The following is a 13,792-nucleotide window of genomic DNA, read 5'->3' on the forward strand; positions in this document are numbered from 1 at the left end:
GGAGCTTTAATAGAATGGCTAAAGGGATTATGCTACATGAGGTTGGCGAACAGGTGGACCAGTATCTATTGATTAAATCCTCGACGAAAGGGATTGCAAGCAATGGAAAACCGTTTTTGACGCTGATGCTGCAAGACCAGTCAGGCGATATTGAAGCGAAGCTGTGGGATGCCAAGCAAAGTGATGAAGTGACCTATGCGCCGCAGACGATTGTCAAGGTCGTCGGCGATGTTCACCATTATCGCGGACGCACCCAGCTGAAGCTGAGAAATATCAGACCGGTAAGCGAGCAAGAAAACGTCAATATTGATGATTTTTTAGAAACCGCGCCGATTCCGAAAAATGAAATGATGGACACAATCACTCAATATATATTTGAAATGAAAAATCCGAATATCCAGCGAATCACAAGGTTTTTGGTTAAAAAACACGAAGCTGAGTTTATGGATTATCCGGCGGCTACGAAAAACCACCATGAGTTTGTCTCAGGTTTGGCGTATCATGTTGTCTCTATGCTGAACCTGGCGAAAGCAATAGCAGATTTATATCCGTCTCTTGATCGTGATCTGCTTTATGCCGGTGTCATCCTGCATGATCTTGGAAAAGTGAAGGAGCTGTCCGGCCCTGTTTCCACTTCGTACACGGTTGAAGGTAATTTGCTCGGTCATATTTCAATCATGGTGACAGAGCTTTCAAAAGCGGCTGAGGAGCTTCAAATCGATTCTGAAGAGGTGTTAATTCTTCAGCATTTGATTTTGAGTCACCATGGCAAAGCAGAATGGGGCAGCCCGAAACCGCCGATGGTGAAAGAAGCGGAAATTCTTCACTATATAGACAATCTGGATGCAAAAATGAATATGATGGACAGAGCGCTTGAGCGCGTGAAGCCTGGCGAGTATACTGAACGTGTATTTGCACTGGAAAACCGTTCCTTTTATAAACCGACATTTCATAAATAACTTAAAAAGGACTGATGCTGACATATTCAGCTCAGTCCTTTTTGATGCGTCTTTCCCGCACATAACTCGTCTCATTCCCGCATATGGTTAAGAATAAAGAATCTATGCAAAGGGGGAGGAGCCCGTGTTATTTTTTCCGTGGTGGGTGTATCTTTGTATTGTAGGCATTATTTTCAGCGCATATAAACTTGTGGCGGCAGCCAAAGAGGAAGAAAAAGTAGACCAGGCTTTTATTGAAAAAGAAGGGCAGATTTATATGGAGAGGATGGAAAAGGAGCGAGAACGCCGCAGTTCTCAGCAGCATGAAGAAGAAAATCAAAACCATTCCATCGCATAAAAAAAGCTGTGCGGCTCAATGAGCCTGCACAGCTTTTTTATTATTTAGAACTGCTTGAAGACGAAGAAGTGCTGTTGCTTGTTGAAGATGTATTAAATGTGTCTTTCAGATCTTTATCTTTTACTTCGATGTCAGCTTTCTTCATGACTTTTTGAACAGCTTCCTGAACGGCATTGCTGTCATTTAGTTTTTGTTCAAGTACTTCAGATTTCAGTTCTTTTTTCATATCATCGTATTTGCCGCGTTCTTCTGTCTTTTTAATGATGTGGTAGCCGTATTGCGTTTTGACAGGATCACTGACTTCACCTGTTTTTAATTTGAATGCAACTTTGCTGAAATCAGCTATCATACCGTCTTTTGCGAACCAACCAAGATCCCCGCCTTTTGAAGCAGAGCTGTCTGTTGAGTATTCTTTCGCAAGGTCTTCAAACTTCTCGCCTTTTTTCAGCTTTTTCTCTACTTCTTCAGCTGTCTTTTTATCAGCAACAAGGATGTGGCTTGCACGGATTTTGCCTTTTAAGCCTTCCCAGTACTCTTTGATATCGGCGTCTGTTACTTTGATGTTATCTTTAGCCGCTTTTTCTGTAAGTAATTCCATTTTTACTGTTTCCTTCAGGAAATCTTCACCATATTGTTTTTTTATGGTTGAATATTGGTCACCGAGCTGTGTTTTGTATTCCTTTAGTTTATTTTCCACTTCTTTATCAGTTACCTTATACTTTTTGTCCAACACCTTTTCCTGTGCCAACTGCGTGAGAGCACTTGCTCCAGCTGTTTTTTTCATATAAGTGTAAAGCTCGCCTTTTGTTACATCGCCTGCGTCTGTTTTTGCGATAACTTCTTTGTCGCCGCTGCTGCAAGCACTGAGAGCGAGGATGCTTGTAGCAGTGATAGCTGCTATTGCGATTTTCTTCATTGTTTTCAAACACTCCTAATCATTCCAAATTAAATTACCTATGCGTATCATAACATATTGTGGCTTTCTGTAAAAAGATTTTAAATAAAGGGCATTCGTCTAGTCAAACTTTTGCTGATGACATACTTATATATTGATCAAGAAAAGGAGGTATGTAACATGAGCGGAGGATACTCTAACGGATTCGCGTTGCTCGTAGTACTGTTCATTTTGCTTATCATCGTAGGTGCAGCTTACATCTACTAAGCAGCCCGAGGATCGCTTGCAACATAAGCGATCCTTTATTTTCACTAGCGCCTAATCGTTTCAAACATGAATTGCATAACATGTAATTGGTAAATAAAGCTTATTACAGGAGGTGCTTTTTAAGATGGGTGAAGTATTTGCAGGCGGATTCGCTTTATTGGTTGTGTTATTTATTTTATTGATTATCATCGGCGCTTCTTGGCTGTACTAATCAACATAAAAAAGCATAGCTGCTTAATCAGCAGCTATGCTTTCTTTCGTATTTACACTGTAAAGGAGATCTCCACAAACGAAGAGATCAGTAAAATTAATATAGATACATTAATAAATCGGAATACCTTATCTTGCCGCTCTTCAGGAATCTCTCTGACAAGGCATAATGTATTGGTGAGCCTGTTTATGAAATATAAAATAAACACGGCAGCCACGATAAAATAGAATAAAATGATGGGAGATTCCCCCTCTCTCTGAACTGTCCCATATTACATTACCAAATATTTATTAAAAAAGATAGAATGCAAATTGAAAAATCGCCACCAGCACCAGGGTTTGACTACTTTTCAACAAGAATATCCAAGCCGTCAGCTTCCTGATCAATAAAAGCGGTTTTCGGTGCTTTTATCAGCTTGAGAGCCAGCAGGAAATCAGGCAGACAGTAGCCGGCGTGAATGCCCGAGATCATGCAGAAATAATGAGCATGATTCGGAAATGCCAGTGCTGCGTAAAACAATACCGGTGTAATCAGCAAGAACGGGCTGACGAGTGAAATCAGCATTGTTGTTTTTGGTATACGTTTCCATGTGCGCATGCGCAATATGTAAAACTTTTTTTCTATTTTTCTTTTTTTGCAGATGATTGGCAGGACATGGATGACTTTATGTACAAATAAAATAACGACGAGCAAACCGCCGAATAAAGATACATATTCATCGCTTAAGCTTGTGCCAGGCCGCAGCAGCTCAAAAGCTAAAAAGGTAGATATAAAAACCAAAATCATAAAACATACAGCAGTTAATATTATGCGAATGGCGCCATAATCCTTCATGAGATTTATGGTCTTCCAGCAATTCATCAAAGTCATCCTTCCATACATCTTGAATAGAATCTCAAAATAATTTACTCCTCCCAAGAGAAAAAATCAATGCTTTTTTAAGAAAAAATATCATCCGGCAGGTATTTTTTTGAAACAAGCAAACAAACTGCGAAATATGGGGTTAGAACTTTCTTCTCAGTGAATTATCAGCTAAAATAAGATTAAAGATAGAAAGAAGTGGTGTGGATGGATTCGATGGATCATCGCATTGAGCGATTAGAATATTACATACAATTATTAGTGAAAACAGTAGATATGGACAGGTACCCCTTCTATGCGCTTCTCATTGATAAAGGGCTGAGCAAGGAAGAAGGGGAAGCGGTTATGAGGATATGCGACGAATTGTCGGAAGAGCTGGCAACACAAAAAGCGCAAGGATTTGTAACCTTTGATAAGCTCCTTGCGCTTTTTGCCGGACAGCTGAATGAAAAATTAGATGTTCATGAAACGATTTTTGCCCTGTATGAGCAGGGGCTTTATCAAGAGCTGATGGAAGTCTTTATCGACATCATGAAGCATTTTGATTAACTGTTTACAGGTTCGAGCTCTTCAGCCGGTTCATCCGCCGCACTGTCCTTTGCTTTTTTCTTCAGTTTTCCGTTTACGCTTTCAAAGTCATTGTCAATATTGGTGAGTGACGTTTCGAAAATTTCCATAAAATCATCGCCGTAGATATGGCGTATCATACACATCATTTCTGCCACTTCAGGAAATTTTCCGAATAAATGATACAAAGGCTGTGACCCTTTAAAAACAGCGTTGCGTGTCGGATCAAATTCCTCAAGCAAGCTCCAGAATACCTCGGTACCTTCCTCAGTCAATTGGACATATGTGTTCCTTTTATCATTCAGCCGTTTGGAGAACCTTAAATATCCCCGTTCTTCCAGCTTTTTTGAAAAGTTGAATGCGGTTGATACGTGCATGACCCCGAACTTCGCGATTTCAGAAATGGAAGCTCCATTCAATTGATACGCAATCCATAAAATATGATGCTCATTAATATTCAGGTCATACGGTTTGAGCCATTGCTGCCAATCCTTCTCGATTGATTTCCAAAGAGCCTTGCTAAGCTGAGCCATTTTCTGGGTGAAGACTAGAGCTTCTTTCACATCATAGGGCGGTTCCACTCGATTCATTACGTCACCTGCTTCTCTTTTTCTTTTTCTCTATTATGCCAATAAAATAAAGATTAATAAAGATGAAAATGTAAGAATTTTTTAATAAATTCACAAACCATTGCGACGAAAGGGTTTTTCGGCCAAAAAAAATACGGGTCCAATTTTGGCCCGCATTTTTTTCTTTTGAATAGGATATTAGTTTTGTAAGGTTTTCTCCAGCTGTCTGATTTTCTCTTCGATATCGGCAATTTCTTTTTGCAGATCCTGCTGGTGAGGCTTGATCTCTTCCTGCCATTTTTTAATTGACGTTTGGAGCTCGCCGCCCACGTCTTTAATAACATCCGTGCTTTCTTTTGCCGCTTTGATCAGCTGGTCTTTTAATGCAAGCCCGTCTGACTTTAAGCGTTTGATTGTTTCTTCAAAAGAATCATAATTGGTTTTCATTTTTTCACGCAGCTGCTTTCCTGAGGAAGGTGCAGTAAGAAGAACCGCTGCTCCTCCGATGATGCCGCCTACGAATAGTCCTGTTAATAGAGAACGTCCGCTCGCCATTACAATCACCCCGTCTTTTTCTTCAAAATAGGATTCATTCAGCATTTTTCATTTTTGTTGAAAGCCTGAACTTCTATACATAGCTTGCTTTATTTTAGCATATTTTTTAAGTGAAAAGGAGGGAGAAGGTTGTCTGTCTTTTTGATTGTGTTATCTTGCATCACCCTTGCCTTCGCTTCAGGCGCTGTTTACTATATCAGACTTCTCAGCCAGGCTGCTTCTTATCCGCCCAAGAAAGTCATCCGGCAGAAAGCGCTTGTTTGTTCAACCGGAACCGCCTTTACACTATGTCTTATCTTTTTCACAAAACTCCTCGCTTAAAACATGCTGACATGCTGCGGGCGCTCTGTTCAAAAAAACCTCTCCCGGAAGCGGAAGAGGTTTTGTGTGACAATTATTTAGCAGCTTCCATAAAGCTTGAACGCCTTAAAATGGTTTGCACAATCGGATAAATAATGATCATTGAGATTGTATTCAGCACAGCGGCCGGCAGAACAACAGCCGCGAACAATGCGGCGAAACCGCCCGGTAAACCGACGATCAATAAAGCTGACGATAGAAACACAATTCCCGATAACATGGTCCCGATCACTGTCAGCACAGCGGCTGCACCTGTTTTCCGGCTCTTTCTGAACAAGAGAAACAGGGAGAAGAACAGAAACGCTGATACGGGTTTATCAATGATGTTAGGGATCTGTCCGGCTGGAAACGCGGTTGTAAGCGCGGAAATGATTCCTGTCACGATCCCGATGACGAGTACATTTTGCACCCGCGGGAACAGCAGAATGCCCATGAACATCATGATCAGCATCATATCTGGTTTCATGCCGCCTAAAAAGGGCGGAATAATGGAATGAAGCGCTGCGCCGATTGCGGCAAACAGAGCCATAATGACTAACTCTTTTGTTTTCATAACTATGCTCTCCTCTGCTAAGCTTTTGCCCTCCAATAATATGCTCATCATTTATTGCGAAGGCTTTACAGAATGTGTTATGCAAACAGTATACCAAACGAACGGTTTGCATAGCCAGACTTTTTACTCATTTTCCTGCTGGAATTTCTTCATGAACGCAGCTAATTTTTCACAGTCTTCGAGAGAGACCGCGTTATAAATAGAAGCGCGGCAGCCTCCCACCGAACGGTGTCCGCCAAGGCCGATCATCTTCGCATCTTTTGCTTTCTGGACGAATGTTTTCGTTAATTCGTCATCCCGAAGCGTGAAGGTGACATTCATGCGTGAGCGGCTGTCTTTTCTGGCATGTCCTTTATAGAAGCCGTTGCTTTCATCAATACAGCTGTAGAGAACCTGCGCTTTTTGTTCATTGCGCTGTTCAACAGCTTCCACACCGCCGTTTTCCTTGAGCCATTCCAGAACGAGGCTCAGCATATAAATCGCAAATGTCGGCGGAGTGTTGTAGAGTGAATCCGCTTTGACATGCGTGGAATATTTCAAGATTTTTGGGACGTTCGCATTTTCATTTTGCAGCCAGCTTTTTTTCATGATGACTACAGTCACGCCGGAAGGGCCGAGGTTCTTTTGGGCGCCTCCGTAGATCACATCAAATTTGGACACATCGATTTTTCTGCTTAAAATATCGCTGGACATGTCGGCTACGAGCGGAATTGGAGAATTCGGAAACTCCTGCCACTGAGTGCCGAAAATTGTATTGTTGGATGTGATATGTAAATATGCGCCGTCTTTTACATCCGTAAGGTCAACCTCTGGAATATAACTGTAATTGTCTGTTTCACTTGTAGCGGTGATAGACGTGTTCCCGAACAGTTTCGTTTCTGCCAGTGCTTTTTCAGACCAAGCGCCGGTCATCACAAAATGTGCGGTTTTTTCAGGTGTTAAAAAGTTCATCGGAAGCATTGAGAATTGAAGGCTTGCCCCGCCTTGAAGAAACAAGATATCGTAATCTTCCGGAATGCCCATCAGTTCGATTAAGAGGCTTTTCGCTTTTTGGTGCACCGCTTCATACTCTTTGCTGCGGTGGGAAAGCTCCATAACAGACATGCCGGATTCGTTAAAATCAATAAATTCTTTCTGTGCTTTTTGCAGAACTTCCAGTGGCAGCGCTGCAGGACCTGCGTTAAAATTCGTTGTACGTTCCATTATGATCTCTCCCTGTTTTCCACGTTAATGTATAAAATAATACAATTATCCTATCACAAAAATTCAGTTTTTTGATAAAAAATTAGAATTATCAAAAGAAATTGACGGATGTTTGCGAAATGTTCACAAAATAAAATAACCTCATCTTATGATGAGGCCAGGCGTTTTGCGATAGAGGAAGAGATGTTCTGCAGATCCTCCGGATTATAATCATCAGCATGCGTTTTCCAAACCGCTCCGAATCCATCTCCTTTTCCGTAGCGAGGGATAATATGCATATGGTAGTGGAACACAGATTGTCCAGCTTTTTCGCCGTTATTGTTCAGCGTATTTAAGCCGATCGGTTCAAATTCATCCCGGATAGCGCGGGCGATTTTCGGAACAGCATGGAAATATTGTTTTGCTAATTCATCTGTAAATTCATATACATTCTCAATATGTGTTTTCGGAATGACAAGCGTATGGCCTTTTGTCACTTGGCTGATATCAAGAAAGGCAAGTACATGTTCATCTTCATACACCTTAGCGGATGGAATGTCGCCGGCGATAATTTTACAAAAGATACAATTTTCTGCACAATGCATGAGGGTTCCTCCTTATGAAATTGTTTAGTATGTATACACTCATCGTACCACAGAAATGCAGAAAATAGAAAACAGGATGAACGGCGAGCGTTCACCCTGAATGCAGAGGAAGAGCTTATATGAAGAAAATGTGTTATGCCTTTGGTAAGCACCTCATTTGTCAATAAAATGAAGACTTGTTTAATGCCTAACGATTCCTGCGATAAACACCTCATTTGACAATTTGCTTCATACATGAAGAATTCATCAATTCAGTGAAGAGAAATGGTTTGAGCATTGGACATGTTTATTTTCTATCCAACTGTTTCTAAGACGTCTTTGACAAACACCTCATTTTTCAGTTGATATGCTTTTCCTCTACAACTATTATGATGTCCAGAACCCTGTCTCTTTATGACAGCAAATTCATCATTTGTTAAAAGGGAATTGTTTCAAATCAGGCCTTGTTTTTGGTACTATGAAGAAAAACACTATAAGGGGAGAAACTATGTCTCTGCTATCGGTAAAAGACTTGACCGGCGGATATACAAGGAATCCGGTTTTAAAAAGCGTATCATTCACCCTTGAACCGAATCAAATTGTCGGATTAATCGGGCTGAATGGTGCTGGCAAAAGTACAACAATCAGACACATCATCGGGCTGATGGACCCGCATAAAGGTTCAATCGCATTAAACGGTAAAACGTTTGCTGAGGATCCGGAAGGCTACCGTTCACAATTTACCTATATACCTGAAACACCTGTTTTATACGAAGAATTGACGCTGATGGAGCATCTTGAACTAACAGCCATGGCATATGGACTGTCAAAAGAAACGATGGAGAAAAGGCTGCCTCCGCTTTTAAAGGAATTCCGAATGGAAAAGAGGCTGAAGTGGTTCCCGGCCCATTTTTCTAAAGGAATGAAGCAGAAGGTTATGATTATGTGCGCATTTTTGGCAGAGCCTGCGCTCTACATTATTGATGAGCCTTTTCTAGGGCTTGATCCGCTTGCCATTAACGCGCTGCTTGAACGGATGAATGAAGCGAAAAAAGGCGGGGCGAGCGTGCTGATGTCAACACACATTTTGGCAACGGCAGAACGCTATTGCGATTCGTTTATTATTTTACATAACGGCGAGGTGCGGGCGCGCGGCACGCTGTCAGAGCTCAGAGAGCAGTTTGGAATGAAGGACGCGGCGCTGGACGATTTGTATCTTGAGCTTACAAAGGAAGACGCTGGCCATGAATAATATGCTTGATATTTGGCAGTCGCGGCTGCAGGAGCATATCAAAGAAACAAGAACATACATGAAATATATGCTCAACGATCACCTCGTCATTGTTTTGATTTTTTTTCTAGCGGGCGCTGCAAGCTGGTACAGCAAATGGATACGGGACATTCCCGCTCACTTTCCGTCCTTTTGGGTGATGGCCGTGCTGTTTTCGCTCGTGTTGACAAGCTCTTATGTGCGAACGCTTTTGAAGGAGGCTGACCTTGTTTTCTTATTGCCTCTTGAAGCAAAAATGGAGCCTTACTTGAAGCAGGCGTTTGTCTACAGCTATGTGTCTCAGCTGTTTCCGCTTATTGCGCTGAGTATCGTTGCGATGCCGCTTTATTTCGCAGTCACACCGGGGGCTTCGCTCGTATCGTATGCCGCGGTCTTTGTCCAACTGTTGCTGCTGAAAGCGTGGAATCAGGTAATGGAATGGCGCATGACTTTCCAAAACGACCGCAGCATGAAACGGATGGACGTCATCATTCGCTTTGCGGCGAATACACTCGTTCTTTATTTTGTTTTCCAATCTGTTTATATGTATGCGCTTCTCGTCTATGTCATTATGGCTGTTCTTTATCTGTATATGTCTTCCGCAGCAAAACAAAAAACATTTAAATGGGAGAGCCATATTGAGTCCGAATTGAGACGAAAGCAGCGTTTCTATCGGATTGCCAACCTGTTTACTGATGTGCCGCATTTGCGAAAGCAAGCCAAACGCAGAGCTTATCTCGACTTTTTGCTGCGGCTTGTGCCGTTTGAACAGCGCAAAACATTTGCCTATATGTTCACCCGCGCCTTTTTGCGTTCGAGCGATTATTTGGGCATTCTTGTCAGATTAACGATTGTTTTCGCGCTGATCATTATGTATGTCTCAGCCAGCCCGCTTATTGCAGCGGTTTTGACTGTGTTTGCCATTTTCATTACGGGCATTCAGCTTCTGCCGCTCTTCGGCCACTTTGACCATCTGGCGCTTCAAGAGCTGTACCCTGTGAAAAAAGAAACAAAGCTGAAAAGCTATTTCTCTCTATTAAAAACTGCACTTAGTATTCAAGCGCTGCTGATGTCTGTTGCATCTGCCTATGCAGCCGGCTTGACCGGTTTTCTGTACGCGCTGATCGGTTCTGCCGTTCTGATTTTTGTTGTTTTGCCTGCTTATATGACAACCAGGCTGAAAAAGCACGGAAAGCTGTGAACTGAAAAGAGGTAATCAAATGACAGATAATCAGCTGCTGATGCAGGAAGCTTTGGAATGGAAAATGCATTTTTTGCGAAAGGATTCCATGTTTGAACGCTTTTCGAAGCGTGTCCAGACGAAGGTGAATGAACGGATTCCTGAGAAAATCCATACGGTCGTCACCGAGAGTGTGAGAAAAATGGTAGAAGCGACAATGGCCGGCTCCAATATCATCACTTATAAAAAGGATACAAGTGCACTGTCGCTCAGTGAAAAAAATGAATTGGCGAAAAAAACGATTGTTTCTTATCAGAAAGTGGCAGCTGCTGAGGGAGTCGGCACCGGAGCGGGCGGCATTTTTTTAGGCATTGCTGATTTTCCGCTGCTGCTTTCAATTAAGATGAAGTGTTTATTTACCTTGTCTTCCATTTACGGCTTTGATGTCAAGGATGCACAAGAAAGGATATTTTTGCTTCTCGTGTTTCAGCTTGCGTTTTCGAGTGATGATGGCCGTAAATCGCTTTTTTCTGTCATCGAAAATTGGGAGACGGAGAAAAAGAGCATCGACTGGAGAGTGTTCCAGCAGGAATATCGCGATTATATCGACGTCGTGAAGCTTTTTCAGCTTTTGCCGGGCGTAGGAGCGGCAGTCGGCGGAATTGCCAATTATAAGCTGCTTGCTCAGCTTGGAGAGACGGCAAGACATGTTTTTCATCTGAGGATATTAAAGGAAACAGCCGGAGAATAAACACTCCGGCTGTTTTTTTATAGCTGATGATAGGTGATCGCAGCGCCGGCAAGGACCTTGGCCGCTGTCAGCATTGCTTTTTCGTTGATATCAAATTTCGGATGGTGGTGGGAATAGACTCGCTCTGGCTGTTCGGGAGCGGCGCCTGTAAAGAAAAAAGTGCCTTTCACGTTTTGTAGGTAATAAGCAAAATCCTCGCCGCCCATTTGCGGTTCACCGTCAATGACCTGCTGAACGCCCTCGGTATTCTTTGCGGTGCTCACCAAGTGGCTCGTTTCTGCAGGATGGTTCACAACCGCCGGATAACCCTGTTCATAGGTGTACTCATAGGACGCGCCGTGCATGCTGCATATTCCTTTTACAACCGCTTCAATTTCTTTCTCCAGAATGTCCCGGACATTTTCATCAAAAGAACGCGCTGTGCCGATGAGTACTGCTTGGTCTGCGATGACATTAAACGGATTGTCGGCGATGAAGGAGCCTGTCGAAATGACGGCGGATTGAATCGGATTGACTTTGCGGCTGACAATGTGCTGCAAAGAGGAAACGATTTGCGAACCGATCAGGACGGCGTCTTTTGTATCATGCGGATGAGCGCCGTGGCCGCCCTTTCCGAAGACTTTAATCGTAAATCGGTCCGCCGCCGCCATGACGGCGCCGGGGCGGCAAAGAATAGTTCCGAGCGGCTCAGTTGCCCAAAGATGAGTGCCGAATATCACATCCGCGTTTTCGAGACAGCCGTCATCAATCATTGGCTTTGCGCCTCCCGGATAATATTCTTCTGCATGCTGGTGGATCATCACAAATGTTCCCTTCAGTTCATGTCTGTTTTGGTGAAGGACCTTGGCCACTGCGAGAAGAGCTGCGGTGTGGCCGTCGTGGCCGCATGCATGCATGACACCAGGCACTTTGGAGGTGTAAGGGACATCTTTTTCATCTTGAATGGGGAGAGCGTCAAAGTCGGCCCTCAAAGCGACTGTAGGGCCGGGTTCGCTTCCTTCTATATATGCTAAAACCCCTCTGCCGCCAACGTTTGTGCGGATTGGGACTCCTAACGATTCATAATAGGAAGCAATAAATGCGGCGGTTTTTTCTTCTTGAAATGAGAGCTCAGGATACATATGAAAATGGCGCCTGATCTCAACCATTTCTTCAAAACAGCCGTCGAGCTGTTTGTTTATCTCTTTCTGCAGTGTGGATATGGACAAAGCCGCTTCCCCCTTTTCTATGTTTTCCATGATTGTATAGAAAAAGTCTGAATATTTCAACTCGTGCTGTTTTAAAGCATCATCACAGCTGCGAGGGTTGTCACCAAAAGGCCAATCGCGACGGGAATGAAGTTTTTTCTGGCAAGCTCAAAAGGATCAACTTTGCAAATGGCCGCGGCGGGAATCAAAGCCCATGGGACCAGTGTGCCTCCGCCCACCCAGATGGCAGAGATTTGTCCGAGCGCGGTCAGAATAGCGGGATCGGCATGGAGAGCGGACGAAAAGAGCTTTGCGATGGAGCCGGCGAGAGAAATGCCAGAAAATCCTGAGCCGTCAAGGCCTGTTATGGCTCCAGCGGCAGTTAATGCAGCGGCGGCAAGCTCCTTTGACATAGGCATCATATGGGATAAAGCAATGCCAAGATCGTTGACAATGCCGTGGGAACCTTTAGGGAGTGAAGTGCCCAGTATACTTTCATAGCCTGAGTCGCCAAGATAAAAGAAAGCGGCAATCGGGATGACGGGGCCGAAAACCTTAAAACCGAACTTAAATCCGTCAATAAAATAGCCGGTGATTTTTTCAAGCCCTTTATGCTTATACACGAAAAAATGAACGGTAAAGAGGATACAAATTGCAGACCCGCCAATTAACGCGGTTGCATCATTTCCTTGTAGGTTAAACAAGAGCATGCAGGCGATATCTGCAAGAAAGGCAAGCGGAATCAAAAAAGCCAGTATGGACCGCAGGCGTTTTGGCAAGTACAGCGAGTTGTCTTGTTCGCCGGAAAGAACGGGGGAAAAAGAAGCGGGATGCTCCTGTTTTTTGCGTTCGCGCTGAATCATGATAAAGGCAGCGGTTGTTGTAGTCACACCCATAATCAGCACAAGCGGAATACTGGCCGAGACGACATCACCGACTGGAATGCCTGCTGCATCCGCAGTCAGCTTTGGCGCCGCCTGAATGACAAAGTCTCCTGACAGGGCAAAACCGTGTCCGAATAAGTTCATGGCCATGGCCGCGGCAAGAGGCGTCAAACCGGCACGTGCGGCTGCGGGGAGCAGGACGGCGCCGATCAAAGCGACACCCGGAGAAGGCCAGAAGAATAGAGAAATGGCGAACATCAGGCCTCCAATCAGCCAATAGGCAGTCACAGGCCCTCTCACAAGGCTTGCAAAGGGAGAAATCATCGCTTCATTTATCCCTGTTTTTGTTAACAAATCACTCATTGAAACGATAAAGCAAATGATGAAAATCGTGGGCAGCAGTTCGCCGGCCGCATAGATAAAGCTGTGGAATAAACTGCTGACAGAAGCTGAAAGTGAATGGCTGGCCCATAGCGATATGATAAAAATGCCGAATAGAGAAATAAATGTCGTGTCTTTTCTCAGCAGCATAAATAGGATAATTGCTCCGATAAAAAACACATACAGAACATGGACAGACAAAATCCCGACTTCCATCATCGATCACTCCTTCCGCTTAC

At 43.6% G+C, this 13,792-nt stretch carries 19 protein-coding genes; 9 read left to right on the forward strand and 10 right to left on the reverse strand.

What is annotated here, in order from left to right; translation table 11 throughout:
- The first annotated feature begins 14 nt into the window (after positions 1-14).
- Together yhaM and yhaL are read left to right on the forward strand one after the other, a co-directional pair.
- Positions 15-959: a 3'-5' exoribonuclease YhaM gene (gene yhaM / locus NSQ83_RS05605; protein WP_003245698.1), complete on the forward strand. Its 945-nt coding sequence runs from the start codon at positions 15-17 to the stop codon at positions 957-959.
- Between the two features lie 124 nt (positions 960-1,083).
- Entirely contained in the window at positions 1,084-1,296 is a 213-nt protein-coding gene (yhaL, locus tag NSQ83_RS05610) for a sporulation protein YhaL (protein WP_003233252.1), read from the forward strand.
- Between the two features lie 40 nt (positions 1,297-1,336).
- Here yhaL and NSQ83_RS05615 read toward each other — a convergent pair whose 3' ends face one another.
- Positions 1,337-2,212 carry a peptidylprolyl isomerase gene (locus NSQ83_RS05615; protein WP_032725314.1) on the reverse strand — a complete coding sequence of 292 codons (876 nt, stop codon included), beginning with the start codon at positions 2,210-2,212 and terminating at the stop codon, positions 1,337-1,339.
- 159 nt (positions 2,213-2,371) lie between these two features.
- Between NSQ83_RS05615 and yhzE1 the strand changes: the two genes are divergently transcribed.
- Positions 2,372-2,458: a sporulation protein YhzE1 gene (gene yhzE1 / locus NSQ83_RS05620; RefSeq protein WP_003327753.1), complete on the forward strand. Its 87-nt coding sequence runs from the start codon at positions 2,372-2,374 to the stop codon at positions 2,456-2,458.
- 124 nt (positions 2,459-2,582) lie between these two features.
- Complete coding sequence (gene yhzE2 / locus NSQ83_RS05625) at positions 2,583-2,669, forward strand: sporulation protein YhzE2 (protein WP_003155248.1); 87 nt, start codon at positions 2,583-2,585, stop codon at positions 2,667-2,669.
- A gap of 52 nt (positions 2,670-2,721) precedes the next feature.
- Here the strand turns inward: yhzE2 and NSQ83_RS05630 are convergent, their stop codons facing one another.
- Both NSQ83_RS05630 and NSQ83_RS05635 read right to left on the reverse strand, forming a co-directional pair.
- A complete protein-coding gene (locus NSQ83_RS05630; RefSeq protein ID WP_024571667.1) occupies positions 2,722-2,904 on the reverse strand; it encodes a hypothetical protein in 183 nt (60 codons plus the stop codon).
- A gap of 107 nt (positions 2,905-3,011) precedes the next feature.
- Complete coding sequence (locus NSQ83_RS05635; protein ID WP_198878828.1) at positions 3,012-3,530, reverse strand: DUF3267 domain-containing protein; 519 nt, start codon at positions 3,528-3,530, stop codon at positions 3,012-3,014.
- Between the two features lie 207 nt (positions 3,531-3,737).
- On the opposite strand from NSQ83_RS05635, the gene NSQ83_RS05640 reads away from it, so the two are divergent.
- Positions 3,738-4,079, forward strand: a complete 342-nt coding sequence (locus NSQ83_RS05640) for a YhaI family protein (RefSeq protein ID WP_009966921.1) — start codon at positions 3,738-3,740, stop codon at positions 4,077-4,079.
- Here NSQ83_RS05640 and NSQ83_RS05645 read toward each other — a convergent pair.
- Positions 4,076-4,687 carry an HTH-type transcriptional regulator Hpr gene (locus NSQ83_RS05645; RefSeq protein ID WP_003239501.1) on the reverse strand — a complete coding sequence of 204 codons (612 nt, stop codon included), beginning with the start codon at positions 4,685-4,687 and terminating at the stop codon, positions 4,076-4,078. The genes NSQ83_RS05640 and NSQ83_RS05645 overlap by 4 nt on opposite strands.
- A gap of 177 nt (positions 4,688-4,864) precedes the next feature.
- A complete protein-coding gene (locus NSQ83_RS05650) occupies positions 4,865-5,221 on the reverse strand; it encodes a YtxH domain-containing protein (protein WP_003245875.1) in 357 nt (118 codons plus the stop codon).
- Positions 5,222-5,350: 129 nt separating this feature from the next.
- On the opposite strand from NSQ83_RS05650, the gene NSQ83_RS05655 reads away from it, so the two are divergent.
- Positions 5,351-5,542 carry a hypothetical protein gene (locus NSQ83_RS05655; protein WP_014476318.1) on the forward strand — a complete coding sequence of 64 codons (192 nt, stop codon included), beginning with the start codon at positions 5,351-5,353 and terminating at the stop codon, positions 5,540-5,542.
- 73 nt (positions 5,543-5,615) lie between these two features.
- Here NSQ83_RS05655 and trpP read toward each other — a convergent pair whose 3' ends face one another.
- The 3 genes from trpP to NSQ83_RS05670 form a co-directional block, all read right to left on the reverse strand.
- Positions 5,616-6,134: a tryptophan transporter gene (trpP, locus tag NSQ83_RS05660; RefSeq protein WP_198878829.1), complete on the reverse strand. Its 519-nt coding sequence runs from the start codon at positions 6,132-6,134 to the stop codon at positions 5,616-5,618.
- Between the two features lie 123 nt (positions 6,135-6,257).
- On the reverse strand, positions 6,258-7,337 hold the full coding sequence (serC, locus tag NSQ83_RS05665) for a 3-phosphoserine/phosphohydroxythreonine transaminase (protein ID WP_003233234.1): 1,080 nt from the start codon (positions 7,335-7,337) through the stop codon (positions 6,258-6,260).
- A gap of 146 nt (positions 7,338-7,483) precedes the next feature.
- Positions 7,484-7,921 (reverse strand): HIT family protein, encoded by a 438-nt coding sequence (locus NSQ83_RS05670; RefSeq protein WP_080529127.1) that lies wholly within the window; start codon positions 7,919-7,921, stop codon positions 7,484-7,486.
- Positions 7,922-8,408: 487 nt separating this feature from the next.
- Between NSQ83_RS05670 and ecsA the strand changes: the two genes are divergently transcribed.
- From ecsA to NSQ83_RS05685, 3 genes are read left to right on the forward strand one after another with little or no spacing between them, the layout of a single operon-like run.
- A complete protein-coding gene (gene ecsA / locus NSQ83_RS05675) occupies positions 8,409-9,152 on the forward strand; it encodes an ABC transporter ATP-binding protein EcsA (protein ID WP_024571662.1) in 744 nt (247 codons plus the stop codon).
- On the forward strand, positions 9,145-10,371 hold the full coding sequence (gene ecsB, locus NSQ83_RS05680; RefSeq protein WP_106073771.1) for an ABC transporter permease EcsB: 1,227 nt from the start codon (positions 9,145-9,147) through the stop codon (positions 10,369-10,371). The genes ecsA and ecsB overlap by 8 nt, the downstream gene beginning before the upstream one ends.
- A gap of 19 nt (positions 10,372-10,390) precedes the next feature.
- Entirely contained in the window at positions 10,391-11,101 is a 711-nt protein-coding gene (locus NSQ83_RS05685) for an EcsC family protein (protein WP_038427569.1), read from the forward strand.
- A 17-nt stretch (positions 11,102-11,118) separates the two neighbouring features.
- Here the strand turns inward: NSQ83_RS05685 and sndC are convergent, their stop codons facing one another.
- A complete protein-coding gene (gene sndC, locus NSQ83_RS05690; RefSeq protein WP_248719442.1) occupies positions 11,119-12,309 on the reverse strand; it encodes an N-acetyl amino acid acetylase SndC in 1,191 nt (396 codons plus the stop codon).
- Between the two features lie 71 nt (positions 12,310-12,380).
- Positions 12,381-13,772 (reverse strand): hypothetical protein, encoded by a 1,392-nt coding sequence (locus NSQ83_RS05695; RefSeq protein WP_101172518.1) that lies wholly within the window; start codon positions 13,770-13,772, stop codon positions 12,381-12,383.
- Positions 13,773-13,792: the final 20 nt, after the last annotated feature.

It is taken from the genome of Bacillus sp. PS217, from assembly GCF_037963535.1.
Classification (GTDB): domain Bacteria; phylum Bacillota; class Bacilli; order Bacillales; family Bacillaceae; genus Bacillus; species Bacillus subtilis.